General features: G+C 42.8%; 11 protein-coding genes. 1 reads left to right on the forward strand and 10 read right to left on the reverse strand.

The window, feature by feature from the left end:
* Positions 1-11: 11 nt before the first annotated feature.
* A complete protein-coding gene (locus DXB54_RS00135) occupies positions 12-1286 on the reverse strand; it encodes a substrate-binding domain-containing protein (RefSeq protein WP_118693897.1) in 1275 nt (424 codons plus the stop codon).
* A gap of 405 nt (positions 1287-1691) precedes the next feature.
* Positions 1692-2336, reverse strand: coding sequence for an HAD family hydrolase (locus DXB54_RS00140; RefSeq protein WP_118693898.1), 645 nt, complete (start codon positions 2334-2336; stop codon positions 1692-1694).
* A 174-nt stretch (positions 2337-2510) separates the two neighbouring features.
* Here DXB54_RS00140 and DXB54_RS00145 point away from each other — a divergent pair, with 174 nt between their 5' ends.
* Positions 2511-3854 carry an MATE family efflux transporter gene (locus tag DXB54_RS00145; RefSeq protein ID WP_118693899.1) on the forward strand — a complete coding sequence of 448 codons (1344 nt, stop codon included), beginning with the start codon at positions 2511-2513 and terminating at the stop codon, positions 3852-3854.
* Between the two features lie 206 nt (positions 3855-4060).
* Here DXB54_RS00145 and DXB54_RS00150 read toward each other — a convergent pair whose 3' ends face one another.
* The 8 genes from DXB54_RS00150 to DXB54_RS00185 form a co-directional block, all read right to left on the reverse strand.
* Positions 4061-6475 (reverse strand): GH36-type glycosyl hydrolase domain-containing protein, encoded by a 2415-nt coding sequence (locus tag DXB54_RS00150; protein ID WP_118693900.1) that lies wholly within the window; start codon positions 6473-6475, stop codon positions 4061-4063.
* Between the two features lie 102 nt (positions 6476-6577).
* Positions 6578-9286, reverse strand: coding sequence for a GH36-type glycosyl hydrolase domain-containing protein (locus DXB54_RS00155; RefSeq protein WP_118693901.1), 2709 nt, complete (start codon positions 9284-9286; stop codon positions 6578-6580).
* Between the two features lie 116 nt (positions 9287-9402).
* Positions 9403-9990: an HD domain-containing protein gene (locus tag DXB54_RS00160; RefSeq protein ID WP_118693902.1), complete on the reverse strand. Its 588-nt coding sequence runs from the start codon at positions 9988-9990 to the stop codon at positions 9403-9405.
* A gap of 61 nt (positions 9991-10051) precedes the next feature.
* Positions 10052-11338 (reverse strand): C39 family peptidase, encoded by a 1287-nt coding sequence (locus tag DXB54_RS00165; RefSeq protein WP_118693903.1) that lies wholly within the window; start codon positions 11336-11338, stop codon positions 10052-10054.
* 245 nt (positions 11339-11583) lie between these two features.
* Positions 11584-12606, reverse strand: a complete 1023-nt coding sequence (locus DXB54_RS00170; protein WP_118693904.1) for a hypothetical protein — start codon at positions 12604-12606, stop codon at positions 11584-11586.
* Positions 12599-14035, reverse strand: a complete 1437-nt coding sequence (locus DXB54_RS00175) for a sensor histidine kinase (RefSeq protein WP_118693905.1) — start codon at positions 14033-14035, stop codon at positions 12599-12601. Before DXB54_RS00175 ends, DXB54_RS00170 begins: the two co-directional genes overlap by 8 nt.
* Positions 14036-14283: 248 nt before the next feature.
* Positions 14284-14934 (reverse strand): response regulator transcription factor, encoded by a 651-nt coding sequence (locus DXB54_RS00180; RefSeq protein WP_021938704.1) that lies wholly within the window; start codon positions 14932-14934, stop codon positions 14284-14286.
* Positions 14935-15384: 450 nt separating this feature from the next.
* Positions 15385-17424 (reverse strand): TRAP transporter permease, encoded by a 2040-nt coding sequence (locus DXB54_RS00185; RefSeq protein WP_021938075.1) that lies wholly within the window; start codon positions 17422-17424, stop codon positions 15385-15387.
* Between the last annotated feature and the right edge of the window lie 3 nt (positions 17425-17427).

The raw sequence follows: 17427 nt of genomic DNA on the forward strand, positions 1-17427 counted from the left end.
AGATCAATATCTTACTGATTAAGAATTGATGTGTATGAAGCAGCATTGTCTGTCTTAACCATGTTAATTGCGAATGCGTCATACTCGCTTGGATTTCCAAGACGGTTTGTGATATTTGACTCTGTCTGACCATCACCACCGATGTAATCTACGTCAAGGTTAAGAAGATCATCGTAGTTCTGAAGAAGTGGCTGGTATGTTGAGCTTAAGAAGTTATCTGAAGCATTGTAGATATCAAGCCATACCTTCTTCTTAGGGCTCTTGCTTGAGTCAAGCTGCTTTGAAACCTTGTCATAAACCTTTGTTGAATCTGTGAAATCCTGGTAATTATCAGCTGTTACAGCTACATTTAATGCGTAGTATGATCTCTCTTCCTCGCTGTATCTGTAATCTTCACCCTCTGTTAAGCAGTTACCTGCTTCATCAGGTGTACCGATACCTGTATCAACATCTACACCGTCAAGTGCGTTACGAAGTACTCTGAGTGTAAGATATGCCTGTACGTCTGCATGCTGTGAAATTGTTCCGCCGTAGCCTTCTGCTATAGCTGCAACTGCATCACTGTTTGCATCGTATCCGAATGTAGGAACCTTAGCGTCCTTTGCCCAAGCATTGAACATTGACATTCCCATACCATCATTATTTGAAACAACTACATCGATCTGATCACCGAATGAAGCTGTCCATGTTCCAATAGCGTTACCGGCTGTAGCTGCATCCCATGTAGCTCCTGCCGAATTCTTCATCTCCTGTGAAGCAAGCTCACGGATTGTGTAAGTCTTACCACCAACCTCGATTGTTGAGTCCTGAACAACCTTTGATGCACCATCAACATTTGTTCCTGCTGGTGATGAATCTACATTTCCATCTGTCTCAACGCCTGTGCCCAGTGCTGAACGAACACCTCTTGTACGAGCGATTGAATCGTTGTGTCCGATATCACCGATTGCAAGTACATAACCGATTACGCCATCACCGTTACGATCCATTGTTGCTGCATTTGCCTTGATGTAATCAAGAACCATCTCGCCCTGGAGCTCAGCACCCTGATTAGCATCGAAACCTACATAATAGGTATCCTTGTTGTAGTTAAGAGCGTCCTTATCAAGCTCTCCTGTTGAACTGTTTGATGGCTGACGGTTGAACCAGCAAAGTGGCTTCTCACTGTTCTTTGAACTGCTGCTGCTTCCGCTTCCGCTTCCACCATTACCGGTTGATCCACATCCTACCATTGACATTGCAAGTGTTGCTGCTGCTATAACAGCTAATGCTCTCTTTTTTCTCATTTGACATTTCCTCCTGTTTCTAAAAAATTGTCGGTTTTGTTTTTTTTGTGAGTTTCGGGATTCTTTCGACCGTTCCCGTTTTGTTTAGGTTTTTTTGTTTTGCCTCAACGACTAAATTCATTATAGTTTCTAAGGGGGCGAAAAAAAATAGAATATTTTTGGATAGATTATCGAAATTTTACTATTTATTAAGAATTTTATATGTATTTTTTCAATGTTTTTTCAAGATTTTTACACTACAATAGTTATTATATGTGCAAAAATGTCCAATATATGGGCTTTTTTGCCTATATATTGGACATTTCATACATACACTGTATTTCAGCAGGATCTACTCTGCTATCTTCTGCACACAGTATATTGAATATTTTTATACATGCTTACATCATTATAAGGCTTCTGATATCAGAAGTGCTCCAGTATTTCCTCAGGGGAATGTATCACAAACGGTGCTCCAAGGCTCATGATGTACTCTTCCTTACGGAAGCCCCAGCCTACCATGATCACATCCATCTCTGAATTTCTCGCGGTCTGGAGGTCCACCTCTGAGTCTCCTATATATACTGCGTCCTTTTTGTCTGTTCCAAATCTGTCAAGGACCGCTATAACACTGTCAGGATACGGCTTTCTCCTCTGTCCTTCCTTATCTCCCACTGAGAACTCAAAAAGTCCCGGGAAATAATCGTCGCACAGCTCCTTCACTGCGTAGTCGGCTTTATTGGAAACTACGGCAGTATGCACTCCCATGTCCTTAAGCTTTAATATTACTTCTTTTATTCCATCATAAGGTCTGGTCTTGATGGCACAGTGATCCTTGTAATAACCATGGAAGGTCTTGAACACTTCATCCACAACCTCTACAGGGGTTCCCTTAGGAACCGCACGCTCTATAAGCTTTCTGATACCGTTTCCCACAAAGTGTCTCACCTCATCTATAGTACGCTCAGGCATGTCATACTGTCCCAGTGCGTAATTAGTGCTGTCTGTAAGATCCTCCAGAGTGTTAAGTATGGTTCCGTCCATGTCAAATACTGCAAGTTTATATTTCATAATCTTCATCTCCTTACGTCACTGGTATATTACCTCACATTTTTATTTTTTACAATATTTACATTTGCATATGCAGTAACTATAATTTCATATGTTGACGTGGTGTTTTTAACTTTAAATGTACAAATGCCACGCTATGACTATTTTTAAAATTCATTAGGAAGTGAAAGAGAAATGAACAAAGATCTGACTGTGGGAAATCCCCAGAAGGTATTATGGCGTTTTTGCCTTCCGTTATTCGGAAGCATTATATTTCAACAGCTATACAATATTGCCGACTCGTGGGTGGCAGGAAAATACATAGGAGAAAATGCCCTGGCGGCGGTGGGCAACAGCTACGAGATAACCCTTATATTCATTGCATTTGCCTTTGGCTGCAACATAGGCTGTTCCGTCATCACCTCAAGATATTTCGGAGCAAAGAATTACACGGATATGAAGTCATCCATATCCACAGCCATGATAGCCAGTGCCGTAACCTGCATGGTCCTTATGCTCTTCGGGCTTCTGGCAGGAGGTGCCCTGTTAAATATGATAAATACTCCGGCAAAGCTTTTCTCAGATTCCAAGCTGTATCTGGATATCTACATACTGGGACTTCCGTTTGTTTTCTTCTATAATATTACAACCGGAATATTCTCGGCACTGGGAGACTCCAAGACACCCTTCAACTTCCTGGTGGCTTCGTCCCTCTCCAACATAGCCGTAGATATATTCTTCGTACATTCACTTAACATGGGTGTTGCGGGCGTTGCCTGGGCAACCTTTATATGTCAGGGCGTAAGCTGCATACTAAGCCTTATAGTAGTAACAGTAAGACTTAGGAAGATAAAACTCACGGAAAGACCTAAGCTGTTCTCCGGCAAGATCTTTAAGCAGTTCGTGGTGATCGCTGTCCCAAGTATCCTGCAGCAGAGCTTCATCTCTGTGGGAAATATCATAATCCAGAGTATCATCAACAGCTTCGGTGAAGGTGTCATGGCAGGCTATTCTGCTGCCATCAAGCTTAACAACCTTGTAGTCACCTCATTTACAACCCTTGGAAACGGAATATCAAACTTCGCCTCACAGAACCTTGGGGCAAAAGCTTTAGATCGTATAAAGGCAGGCTTCAAGGCAGGAATAAAGATGGTGTGGTGCCTGTCACTGCCTCTCTTTCTCCTGTACGTTATATTCCCTGAGCCTCTGCTCCGCTTCTTTATCGACGCTCCGTCAGCAGACGCTCTTAACTCAGGAAGACTGTTCATGCGTATCGTATCACCATTCTACTTTATTGTGTCAATGAAGCTGGTGGCTGACGGAATACTTCGTGGTATGGGACAAATGAAGCAGTTCATGGTATCGACCTTCACTGACCTGATCCTCAGAGTTGTGCTGGCAGCATTGTTGTCTGCCACATTCCTTGGCTACACGGGAATATGGTGTGCATGGCCTGTGGGCTGGTGTGTATCCACCTGTATCTCCGTGTTCTTCACGGCAAGGCTTTTGAACAGGGAAATTTTTGAACAGGGATATTGACTTATCTTATATGTTCCACCAACATCTTCTTTAATGTTTCGCGGTTAAACGGCTTCGCCATATGCAAGTGTGTGATATTCTTCTAACGGTTCTTCATATAGAAGTAAAGACATGCCACCACCACGATGACATGTCTTCCTCATTTTATATATTTTTATATACAATTAATAAATATATTGTCTACCATTACATACCCACCTGGTTGATCACATTACAAGCACTACCTCATTCTCCTCGACCATTACACTCTCAGGAATGTAATTATCTTCCATCTTCCTGCCATTTACTGTAAGCTCAGCACATCCACTCTCTTTGTGATCAGGATTTTTCACTACAATGTGAAGCCTCTTTCCACGGAATACCTTATGGATCTCAAGGCCATCCCATTCTGCAGGAATTGAAGGAGCAACCTTAAGCCCATATAAGTCAGGTCTCATACCAAGTATTCCCTCAACACATCCAACCATCACTGTTGAAGCTGTACCTGTAAGCCAATGCACATGGGAACGCCCAAAATGCGGGCTTGCCTTTCCCTCGGTGAACTGTCCATAACAGTATGGCTCGAGCTCACGGATCTCTGCTCTGTCATTCTGTGCTGCAGGAGCATTCTCCTTGAAATATGTAAATGCTCTTTCTCCATGTCCGCGAAGTGCCTCGGCAAGGATTATCCAGCCCTGTGACTGGGAGAATATACCTGCATTTTCTTTAACACCCTGATTGTAGATAACTGCAAGAGCTCCGTCAAATGCATGTTCATGATATGGAGGATCCATAAGTATCGCGCCATACTCAGTGTTAAGCTGCTTATATACATTATCAAGTGCCAGATCAGCCTGCTCATCTGAGGCATAGCCCGAAATAACAGCCCAACTCTGTGGGTTTAACCACATATTTGCCTCCGGGTCGTCTCTGTGTCCGATCACTTCCCCCTTCTCAGTGAAGCCACGGATAAATCTGTCTTCATTCCAGCAAAGTTTCTCTATCGTTTCGCCAAGTTCCTTCTGCTTCTCATCAAGATACTTGATATACTCTTTATCCTTTTTGTACTCAGCAAATTTTCTTAATATTGTCATAGCATAGTAGAACTGAAGAGCAACGAATGATGACTCACCCTGTGCTCCAAGTCTAAGGCAGTCATTCCAGTCAGCATAAAGACCGGCAGGCATGTTATGGATTCCAAGATGATTCATTGAAAAATCAATAGCCCTCTTTAAATGCTCATATACAGTTCCCTCTGCATGATTATTTGCAAATGGGATCACTTCATCTATAAATGCAAGATTTCCCGATTCTGAAATATATTTATATACTGTTGGGAACAGCCACAAGGCGTCGTCTGCCCTGTATGCAGGATGTCCTGTTTCCTTAACCCACTCAGGATCATCAGGTGTGCCTGAATCCCCCGGTACAAAATCAAATAATACCAGTGGAAGTCCGCCACCGTTATCCACCTGGGCTGAAAGCATGAACCTTATCTTCTCTACAGCCATTTCCGGTGCCAGGTGGATCACACCCTGAATATCCTGAACCGTATCTCTGTATCCGTATCCGTTCCTCAGTCCGCAATAGATAAATGACGCTGCCCTCGACCAGATAAATGTCATGAAACAGTTATATGCATTCCATGTATTGATCATGGTATTGAACTCCTCTGACGGTGTCTTAACCTGGAAGTTCTCAAATCTTCCATGCCAGTCGGCAACAACCTCTTCATACTCAGCCTTACATACACTTGTAACATCTGCGTAGGACGCAAGTATTGCCTTTGATTCATCCTTTTCCTTCATACCAAGGATAAAAGCGATTTCCTTTGTCTCTCCGGGAGTAAGTGTTATGATCGTTGAAAGAGCACCACATGAATTCTCATTGTAACTGTCTACATTTCCCAGATTACCTTCTGACACGCCCTTAGGATTATTGTATGTATTAAAAGCCCCAAGGAATTCCTTCTTATCACCACAGTATGATGAAACGGAAGCTCCCGCAAGTCCAAAAAATCTTTCTGTTGCTCGCTTGTGGTCTACATACTCTCCTTCAGGAAGAGTATCAAGATTTCCGTGAACAATATGGCGTATCTTATTATCTTCAAATTTTGTTCTTCCGATGAACAATGAATACTGGAGATTTACCTGATCCTGCTCATAATTGCTGTTATTTGTAAATTCTGCATATCCCGTAACTGTAAGATTTCTTGTCACCAGATCATTGTTTGTAACCTTAAAATTCCATACCTCATATGCCTTATTAATGGGTACATAGTAAAGTGCCTCTGAATGGATATTACTGTAATCAGCAACAATTCTTGTATATCCTGTTCCGTGATGGCATTCATTCTTATAAACATCAAGTGGCTTTGCCACCGGCTGCCATGACGCTGACCAGAAATCCTTACTGTCATTATCTCTTAAGTATATATACCTTCCCGGTTGATCAAAATTATTGAACACATATCTTAAAATTCTTCCGTTTGCACCTGACTGGGCGAAGCTGTATCCCCCTGCATTATTTGAAATAACTGCGCCATACTCAGGGGAGCCAAGATAGTTGGCCCACGGTGCCGGTGTACATGGGTTTGTAATTACATATTCTCTGTTTGTATCATCAAAATAACCATATTTCATATCTATTCACCTCATATTATTTAAATCTGCCCATTGAACATTTACCTATTTGGTATTGTTCATCGCTGACACTACACATTCTGTCATCTAACTCCAATATATTTACCTGCCAAGGATAACCTTTACAGTGTGCTTCCTATTGTTAAAAGTCTCTATGTCACTTCTCCTGAGCATTGCGGCTCCATCGGTAATATCAAGCGGTCTGCCATCACACTCCGCACCCACTATCCTGTACTGACCATAGTCAAGCATTTCAGGATTACTTACAACGACCTTGAACTCCTTACCTGCGAATTTAAGGGTCATTGTTGAATTGCCTGACTCATCAAACTGTTCAACCACAAGCTTAGGTGACACTGCAAGATCACCATATACACCCTTTACACCAAACACCTCTGTAATAAATGTAAGCATATACCAGCTGGCTGCACCTGTAAGATAATGGTATAGTCCTCTTCCGTCAGCGTCAAAATACTCGGGAATACCAGGATATATCTTGCTTGTGTTAAAATCCATGGCATGTTCGCTTAATGTACTTAATGCCTTGTAGCCCTCTCTTACGAATCCCCTCTGATACAGTGCATTTGCATACATCACCGTCATATGTGAGAATACCGCACCATTTTCCTTTTCTCCATATGCAAATCCAAACATTCTGCCAAGATTTAACTTAACCTCATTGAAGTCTGTATTAAGACGATACCCTCCTGCCTCTCTCTTGTAAAGGTATTTATCCGCGCTTTCACAGATTGCCTTCACCTGCTCATCTGTGGCAGTGTTACTCATGATCGTAAACACCTGACCTGTAAGCATCATTCTGACTCCTGCCGGGAAGTAACCTTCAACTCTGTCACAGTTGTCATCATAGTAGCTGTTGTACCATCCCTTATTATCATCAGCACCTTCGCTGTCAATCCACTCTGTGCTTCTGATATGGTTCTTTATCCAGTCAGCCTTATGCTTAAGATTGTCTGCAAGCTCACGGATATCGACTCTTACCATGTTACCACTTACCACATGTCCACACTTTGAAAGGTATCCTGCCAGTACCGCCTTCTTCTCATCAATACTATCATACATCCGGCTATCGGAATTTAAGAGATCATTTATCTCCTCAAGAAGTTCGATATCCTCCCAGCCATACTTGTCAGCCAGTGTTATGAGAAGCCTCGAAATTTCCTCAAGATTTCCTGCATATGCTGCTGTAAATGCTACACTCTCACCATTTTCCGCTGCCATATCAAGGGCATCATTCCAGTCAGCACCGCGAAGTCTCATATGGTTATGGGCACCAACCTCATAAAAAGAGCAAAGCTGTTCAAGAAGAATATGTTCAAGTATTGTGCCTTCGTATATCTCCCCATCTGCCTTTCTGAGCCTTACTCCATATTCAGGAGTCCATTCCCGGTCAAGAGCTGTTCCACGTTCCTTCTGTTCATCCTTGAAATATGTTGCCTTTTCCTTTAACACATCTACATCACCGGTCTGGTTTATATACAACTTTGTGGTGAGAAACGGCCACATGCCGTGATCCATCCATACTCTGGCAATACCATTTCTGTCCGCAACAAATTCTCCCTGTTTCTCTCCGATTATCGTAGCATTTGTTCCATCAATACGAACACCACAGTAATTATCAAGTATCATCTGTCTCACACCGCTCGGATCCATGATAAGCAGAGAAAGGCAATCCTGCCACAGATCTCTCCAACCTCTTCCGCCTCTGCCATAATCATGGTGAGGGAGGAATGAACAGCCGAATATCCTTCTTAAGAATGGCTGGAAGCTTACCCATTTCATAAAGCCGTCAAACTCATCATTTCCTGTTTTGTAGCTTACATTCACCTGGCTCTTCCAGAAATCCTTTGTCTTCTGAAGATGAGCCATAACCTTATCCCCACTGTCAAAGAGAGCTACTGTCTGTGGAAGCTTTGTATCATCTTCCAACACACCCATAATTATGGTATATCCCATAGACTCACCGGGTACAAGAATCTTAGATGAAAAGTGAAGCCCACCCATTGCCTCCTTACCTGCGAATGATGTTCCGGAAGGAACCCCCGGTGTATTATCTATTATTGTTCTTGGTGATGTAAGACTTCCGCCCTCACCCATAAAAGTATCAAGCACGGGATAGAAGTCCTCAGGTGCATTTCCATCTTCGTCTACGCCACATACAAAATATGTAAGCTTATTCTTTCTGTGACCACGCTCATCAAATGACAATGTAGGCTTGACGCACACGCCAAAATCATTTGTTTTAATTCTGTGAAGAAGTGATGTGACATGTCTGTGATCTCTGATATTATCAGCACTTCTTCCATATATAGGGATTGCCGCTGTTGGAATTATTTCCTTTGCAACATCTGATCTATTTGTGATGGTAACATACATTATCTCTACAGGACAATCTACCGGGGCAAATGATATAACCTCAGACATGATCTCATGCTCTGTGGATGTTCTTGTCATCTTGTGCCACATAAAACCTGCTTCAATATTGCTGTCATCCTGCTTAGATGTGAATTTTACTGATTCCTGTAATGCTGACGCACCGACTGCTGACCATACTCCTGCATTATCTATCTTACACCAGAAATTTCTGACCCCACGATTGTTGTTAAGATTTTCAATACTTACCGGCTCAAGAAGGAATGTATTCTGATCCACCTTTGCGTCTCCTCCGAGATTAGGAGTTACCGCGCTCTTTATTCCCATATTCTGTGCTACGGGAAAATAAAGTCCACTGTAGTTTTCCGGTCTATGCAATGTAAATGTTCCGTCTTCGTCTAAAAAATTGATCATACCCATAATTATCTGCCTCCTCATGAATTTCTTATGATCCATTTATATCAGATTACTGATAATATTTATGTTGGGGTTTTTACATTTTTATGGTAATTTATACTTGCCTGTCATTTATGCTTTTATTCTTTGATATTTCCGTTTTTAATATTTTCTCTGATTATATTATCAGTCACTTCATATAATTTCTCAGAGCCTGCCTTCGTGCCAATCTGTCTACCGTATACCTGATCAGCTGATACTTCATGGCTCCTCCAGTCGCCTCCGCCATTGCTGTTGTTAAGCAATAAGGGCTGGAGGTTGTCCATGGCTCTGGCAAATTTCGCTTCCGGTGTCTCCCCCGCCTCGAACTCCTCGAATATTGCCATAAGCTCTTCCTTCTGATCATCGGGCAGCATGGAATACAATCGCTCCTTTGCCGCCTCCTCACGGGCTTTCTGGGTTTTCTTCCCCTCCGTATCGTAAGCGTATGTATCGCCTGCATCTATCTCTACCACATCGTGGACCAGACACATAAGCATTACCCTGGTTATATCAATGTGTTCGTTGGAATATTCTCTGAGAAGATATGCCATTATAGCCATATGCCAGGCATGCTCCGCGTCATTTTCATTCCTTCCGTGGCCGCTTATGTGGGTCTGTCTGAATATATTCTTTTCCTTGTCTATCTCAAGAACAAATTCTAACTGCTTCTTTAATCTGTCGTCCATGTCACGCTCTCCCTTATACTGTAATATATATCATATCACACATGACTGGGTCACTCCAATTCTAATCTAACTTCTCATAGCTCCAGAGATTGCTTATCTGGTCATGTATCTCATCATAGGTCCAGGTTCTGGCACTCTTCTCCGGGCTGTTAGGGTCATTTACCACAAATCCACCATCCTTGTAACCGGTAAGGACAATGAAATGTCCTGAAGTGGTGAATATACCCTTGTCCATTATGCAGATGATTGGTCTTCCCTGCTCAAGCTCAGACTTCATCACATCCTCATTGAGGCTGATTTCCCTGCCTTTTATACCAAAGTTCTCACAGCCCTGGGTCATAAAGGACCAGGCGGTTCCCTTTCCGTCTACATAGTACCCGCTATTCTCAGCATATGCGGCCACCACGTCGGGAGTGTTTTCAGTATTACCGGTATAGTATACGGAAACCATTGATATACATGTAGGTCCACAGGCAGTGTAGCCTATAAGGCCTGAGCCATAAGGTATGTAACCCCATCTCTTGTCCCACTGAAGAAACAGCGGCACCTGTCCTTCCTTAACCTCACCGGATACATCTATGGCATGAGTCTTGCCGTACTCCTCGGGATAATTGTACACATAGTCAACCAATTCCTCATTTGTCTTTATCTTCTCTATAAGGTCATCATTGTATTTGCTCTTATTAAGAAGCACATATCTGACCTTCTCCTTATCCTCCGCTGTATAGTTCTTCCAGAGGTCATAGTCCTCCAGAGTCTCATAAACAGTCTCATCCACAGCCTCATAGTCTGCTTCCGTAGGAACATTGGTTGCCTCGGCTCCTGCCGGTGTACCTGCAAATGTTCCATAAGTACCATCTGTCCCTGCGGCATTATCTTTATTCTTATAGAATATTCCTATGCTGCAGCCGATGATAATACATGTAAGTACTACTATGGCAATAATCACCCCGGAATTTATCCCAAGCCTTCTCATATAATATGCAGCCCTGCCGCTTACTTCCGGTCTTCCTGCCCTGTCCTGCTCTGTATGTCTGCCTGCGCCGCCATATCTGTTATCCTGCCTGTTTCTGTCCACATTTGCTTTTCTGCCTGAGTCTGTGCCTCTATTCATATTGGGATTTCTTTTTACACTTTTATCTGCATTTACTCTTCTGTTCATGTTCGAAGCTCTCTTTTCATTTGCAATCCTTTTTACGTTTGAAACTCTTTTTTCATTCCCACTTCTGCTTGTATATGAAGTTCTTCTGTCATTTGCACTTCTTATATCCGGAACCCTAAGCACCCCCATCTCTGTGTTTCTTTGTATGTATGTGCCTGTGTTGGTATTTCTCTGTTGGTAATCCATATTTCTTCACTCCTCGTCTTTGAACATCAGCCATTAAAAATGCGTCTCCGCCACTTGCTGCTTCCTCGGTCAAGGTGCTGACATCCTTTCTGTATTTTCCTATACAGATGATATCAGTATGAAGTAAACTACTTGTTTTCCAGATGTGTCTAAGTTGCAAATTCCGTTACATTCTTCAGATTATACCTTCTTTAAATATCAATATTTCATATATCGGCATCTATGGGTATCAATGTCTTTTTATATTAATACCTCTCCGTCAACCGGAAGGCGAAGCTATAGCTTCCATCCCCCGGGCCTTCTATCTGCCCCATTAACATAAATACACCATCTGTGCTTATTGCCTTAAATGAATAAAATTCTTTGCTGTCATATCCGGCTGAGGTCATTCCGCCTACATTGCCATAATATCCTCCGGAGTCATTCCCCTTATATCCTATAAAACCGTCATCATATCCTGCTGCCGTGTAATCCGTAACATCCGTCCAGTCTATCCCCATGGTATCCCGGTATGCGGAAAGCACCGCTTTCCACAGTTCTGCAAGATCCATATACTGGGTAAAAAATATTGTACATGTAATAGGTAATCCGGAATCCACATCAGAGGCAATGTACATGTCGGAGGCAGCATACATGCCATCATATATGCTGACATCATCTCCACGCTCATCACTGCCTCCGTACATATCGATCTCCATCTCATAAATATCCCTATTGTCAGCCTTGATCACAGTAACAAATTCTATATTGTCCTCATTGAAGCTCACCCCGTCTATCTTATCAAAGAACCTGGACAGCTTTTCTATGCCATTCTGATAAAGTGCCGTCCCATCTATTCCATTGCTTTTGTAGTTCCTGTCCACACACACAACATCAATGTCATGACTGTCCCTCTCATTCTGAAAACGAATCACCGACAGCAGCCTGTTCTTGGTGCTGTTATAGGCTTCTCCAAAGGGTTCAATGTCACCGGCTGCAACCGCCTCCTGATTGTTATACAGCATTGCCCTTTTCACCGACAGCAGCCTGTCCGGAATGATCATACCTGCTGCCACGATAGCTGCTGTCACAAGCATACATCCGGCAAACCGCAGCCAGTGTCCCCAGTGTCTTGTTGTATCTGACCTGTCTGGCTTTAAGACATTTACAGAGTTATCTTTCCTGCCATGCCCAGTTTTATCTTTGCCTTTTTTTTCTTTACCGGTCTTCTCTGTTATTGATTTTTTTTCAATCTTACTTTTCTTTAAATTTTTCTTCAAATCATTCATAGCTTGTATACTCTAATTCAAATGATACTTCGGTTCCAAGTCCCATCGTAGAGGCAAATGTCAATTCGGTTCCGTGAAGCTTGGCGATCTTGTCGCACAATGCCAGGCCAAGACCTGCTCCGTGTTCCTTTCTGGATCTGGACTTGTCTACCATGTAAAAGGCTTCGGTTATCCTGTCAAGCTCATTTTCAGGTATTCCTCTTCCATTATCCCTCACACTGATCCTCAGTTTTCCCGAGACTTCATTAACTTCGTCATTTTCATGATCTCTGTCAGTTCCATAGGCTCTGTCTTTTCCTCTGCTTTCATCACTATCTGAAACTTCCTCTGCCTGGATGGTGACTTTATCTCCCCCGGACTTAACTGCATTATCCACGAGATTTAACATAAGGGTCTTAAAGAGGTCATTTTCAACTCTCACATAGACGCCACATGCTGCATTCTCCAGCGTAAGCCCAATCCCCCTGTCTTCAGCTTTCTTACAGCTTGTCTTATATACATCATCCAGAAGTTCTGAAATATCAGTCTCCTCAAGTATAAAATCGTTCTTGTTCAGGGTGATAAGCTCCATAAGCTTAAAGGAAAGAGCCTCAAGTCTTAAGCCCTCGTTAAGTATATATCCTGCCGCCTCGTGCACCTGTTCTGTAGGCATATCCTTCTGATACAGCATATCCGCATAGCCTATTATACTGGTCATTGGAGTCTTAAGCTCATGGGCGAAGCTGGCATTGAAATCTTCTCTCTGGGTTACGGCAAGCTCGAGCTCATATATCTTATTCTTGATAGAGTCTGCCATATCATTATAATTAGCTGTAAGCTCACCAATCTCATCCTTCGTGCCGGGTTCAAGCCTTGCATCGTAATCTCCGTCAGCAAATCTAATACTGGTCTCGTTAAGCTTCTTTATAGGTCGTGTTATGCCAAAGGCAAGCACCAGACTGAATACCGCTCCAAAAACCAGCACAATGACAAATATATTCCTACTGGTCTTCTGGAGATCGTCCACCTCGCCAAACACCTGGCTAACATCATATCTGGTGGTCATGACCCAGGTGTAATCCCCTGTAGTAAAGTTACTCCACACTCTCACGATACTTTTACCACTATCATTTTTTTCGATGACATACTGGATATCTCTGGTGTCAACAGCCTGCTCAGCCTCCTTAATATCTATGTCCACATTAAGGCTGCTGCCGGTCTTTCTGGCTACATTTTCAATGTCCCGTGGAGTGAGGCTGGCGTCCTCGCCGGATGAGATAATGTTGGACTGCACCGCATACTTAACAGTCTGGTGGTTCTTTAGGGACTCATCTATCTGCCTCTTTATGCTGTTGTCAAATGTCCTTGATACTGTGTAATACTGTGCTGCCGAAAGGGAAATCGTCAAAATCAGCACGATCCACAGAAACAATTTGGTGAAAAATCTCATCTTTTTTATCCTTCAATTGAACATCAGCCCATTTAAAATTTGCCTTTATGGGTAACGCCCCCTCCCATTATGGGTAACGCCCCCTCGTTTACACTCGGCGGCAAGTCGATTGTGCCATTCAAATATGCGTTTTCAACGCATGGGCACAATCTCTGGCAAAGGGCTGACGCTGCATGTCAAGTTTTCATATAAAACTTGACACAATCAATATTGATCTCAATACATTCCACATTCAAAAATGTTTTGTCTTATTTTAGCCTGTATCCGATTCTGAATACTGTCTGTATGTTGTCGTTCAGATCCAGTTTCCTCCTAAGTCTCTGAATGTGATTGTCCAAGGTTCTGGTCTCGCCGGTGTACTCCTCCTCCCATACGGACTCATACAGATAACACCGGGAAAGAGCCACATTCTTATGCTGCAGCAGCACCACCAGAAGATCAAATTCCTTCATGGTCAGTTCCACCGGCACGCCCTTAAGAAGAACTGTCCTTGATGAAGTATTTACTACGATATCCTTATATGTGTACTCGTCAGTCTGTCTTCCGGCACGTCTCAACACACTCTCCACTCTGGCAAGAAGCTCACCGATCTGGAAGGGCTTTGCCAGGTAATCGTCGGCTCCCATACGAAGTCCCTTTATTCTGTCCTGCACCTGCCCCATGGCAGAGATAATAATGACCGGCGTATCCGTAGGCTTGATAAATTCCAGAAGCTCATATCCGTTTATCTCCGGAAGCATAAGATCAAGAAGCACCAGATCATACTGTCTCTGCTCGAACATGTCCGCTCCTTCCTTGCCGGTGGAGGCAGAGTAACAGTCATACATTTCCTGCCTTAAGGTATTTGCAATTAAATTATTAATAGCCTCATCATCCTCAACTATCAATATCTTTTTCATAAAATTCTCCTTACAATCTCAGAACATCAGCCCATTTGAAATCCGATGGCACCATCCCTTTATCTGATGGCATAGCACTCCAATTTGAGGTTTATTATATCACAGTTTTGTGTCAAAGTTGTAAAATCCTCACCTCTGTAATATACTGACCCCATCTAAATAGCAAATGTACAATGACGCATAGACTCCCATGGGATCGGTGCGTTTTTTATTGTTATTGCAACAGAACAAATGCAATATGTTTACATTGGGCGACTGCTGGTTAATAAGCGATCAAAACGAATAGAAAAATAAGCGTAATCGGACTATATATGTTATGTGAATGTGGCAATCTCAAAAAAAGAAAACTATATAAAAATCCCCAGCGAAGACAAAATCAAATGTCCAGGTCGGGGATTTCTATTTATCTATTTCGTCAGCCGGAGCAAAAGTCCAACCAAATCTTTTACCTTATACCGCCGTTGCTGCGTACTTCTTCTTCTCCACAACCCTGTTGAATACAAGAATTGCCACAACTACTGCAATTCCTATTACATCAGTGAGAAGTGCAGGATGAATAAGCATAAGTCCGCCTGCCGCAATAACAATACGGGTAATCATGTGCATTCTTGCGAAGCAGTAGCCCTCAAGAGCTGATGCTACAGCAAATACACCTATGAAAGCTGTTATGGCAATCTGCACAACCCGAAGCGGTGTTGTATCTATCAGCAGCATTGCCGGTGTGTAGCAGAACATATAAGGAACTATAAATACAGCAATAGCAAGCTTAGATGCATTGAATGCTGTCTTCATAGGCTTACTCTTGGCAATAGCAGAGCCTGCATAAGCTGCAAGGGCAACCGGTGGAGTAATATCTGCCACAATACCAAAGTAAAATACGAAGAAATGTGCTGCCATTGTAGGAACACCCATTCTGATAAGGATAGGAGCTGTTGTAGCAGCCATGATACAGTAATTTGCGGTTGTAGGAACACCCATACCAAGAACTATGCAGCAAAGCATTGTAAGAATAAGGGCAATTATAAGCTTGTCACCTGCAATTCCCACAATGGCATTGATAAGATCATTCGCAAGACCTGTCATGGTGATGGTTCCGGCGATTATACCGGCAACACCGCAGGCAGCACCTACAGTAATGGTACTCTTACCACCTGCAACCAGTGCATCCAATACCTTGTGTGGTGTGATCCTGTTCTCCTTGTCGAATAAACTCACCACGATAGACAATACAATGGCATAGCTGGCAGCCTTCTGCATTGTCATATAATTTCCTGATACCCATACGACCAGCATAACAAGCGGCAGAAGAAGATATATCTTCTTAAGAAGGTGACTCATCTTAGGCAGCTTCTCCTTTGGAATACCACTTAAGTTAAGTCTCTTGGCCTCAAGATGTACCGATATAAAAATTCCTGTGAAATAAAGTATGGCAGGAAGTATCGCCCTTCCGATTATGCTTGAATAGGGCACACCCACAAAGTCTGCCATAAGGAATGCTGCTGCACCCATGATAGGCGGCATTATCTGTCCACCGGTTGATGAGGCGGCCTCAACTGCTCCGGCAAATTCAGGATCGTAGCCGGTCTTCTTCATCATTGGGATAGTAACAGATCCTGTTGTAACCGTATTTCCAACAGATGAGCCTGAAACCATACCGCAGAGAGCTGATGATATTACGGCAACCTTGGCAGGTCCGCCTGCAAATCTTCCTGCAACGCAGTTGGCAAGTTCTATGAAGAAGTTTGATATTCCTGTTCTCTCAAGGAACGCACCGAATATTATGAACACCACTATATACTTGGAGCACACGTTTACCGGTGTGGAGAATATACCCTCCTTGGTATAGAACAGGTTACGGATAAAGTATCTGAGCCTTAAGAAAAAGTCCGGATTGGTAAGTCCGTATATCATTGCGTAAAGTATGAAGAAGCCTGCCACAATAAGGATAGGCATACCAACGCAACGTCTTGTAACCTCTATAAGAGCAAGTATTCCCACAACACCTATGGCGATCTGATACCACTCAAATCTTGTACCCTGATTTACGATTGTTTCTGCGTTAAATGTGAAGTAAAAGAATGCCGCTGATCCAACCACCATCATAACTATGTCGTACCATGGCATATAATTTACCTTCTGAGTTCCCTTCTTCGCCGGGTAGATAAGAAATCCCATAAGGATTATCATTCCCATAAAAGATGTAAGTCTTATCTCCTCAAGAAAGGTTGCAAATAATGTTACATATATACACCACAGAGAAAATGCTGCAAGTATAACAGATATAACCGTCTTAGGCTTGCCCACCCATACTCTGGTGTTGGACTCTCTGTCGTACTTTCTCATGACTGTGTCGATATTCTCATGGATGGAATTGTCCTTCTCATCCACAAATGCATCGTAGTCATTTAATTTACTTTCTTCTTCAAGATCAAACTGGAGCTCCTGATTTTGAAGGTCTTTTTCTAATTCTTTTCTTGTCTTGCCGCCCACAGC

The organism is Coprococcus sp. OM04-5BH, assembly GCF_003482105.1.
In the GTDB taxonomy this organism is placed as follows: domain Bacteria; phylum Bacillota; class Clostridia; order Lachnospirales; family Lachnospiraceae; genus Coprococcus.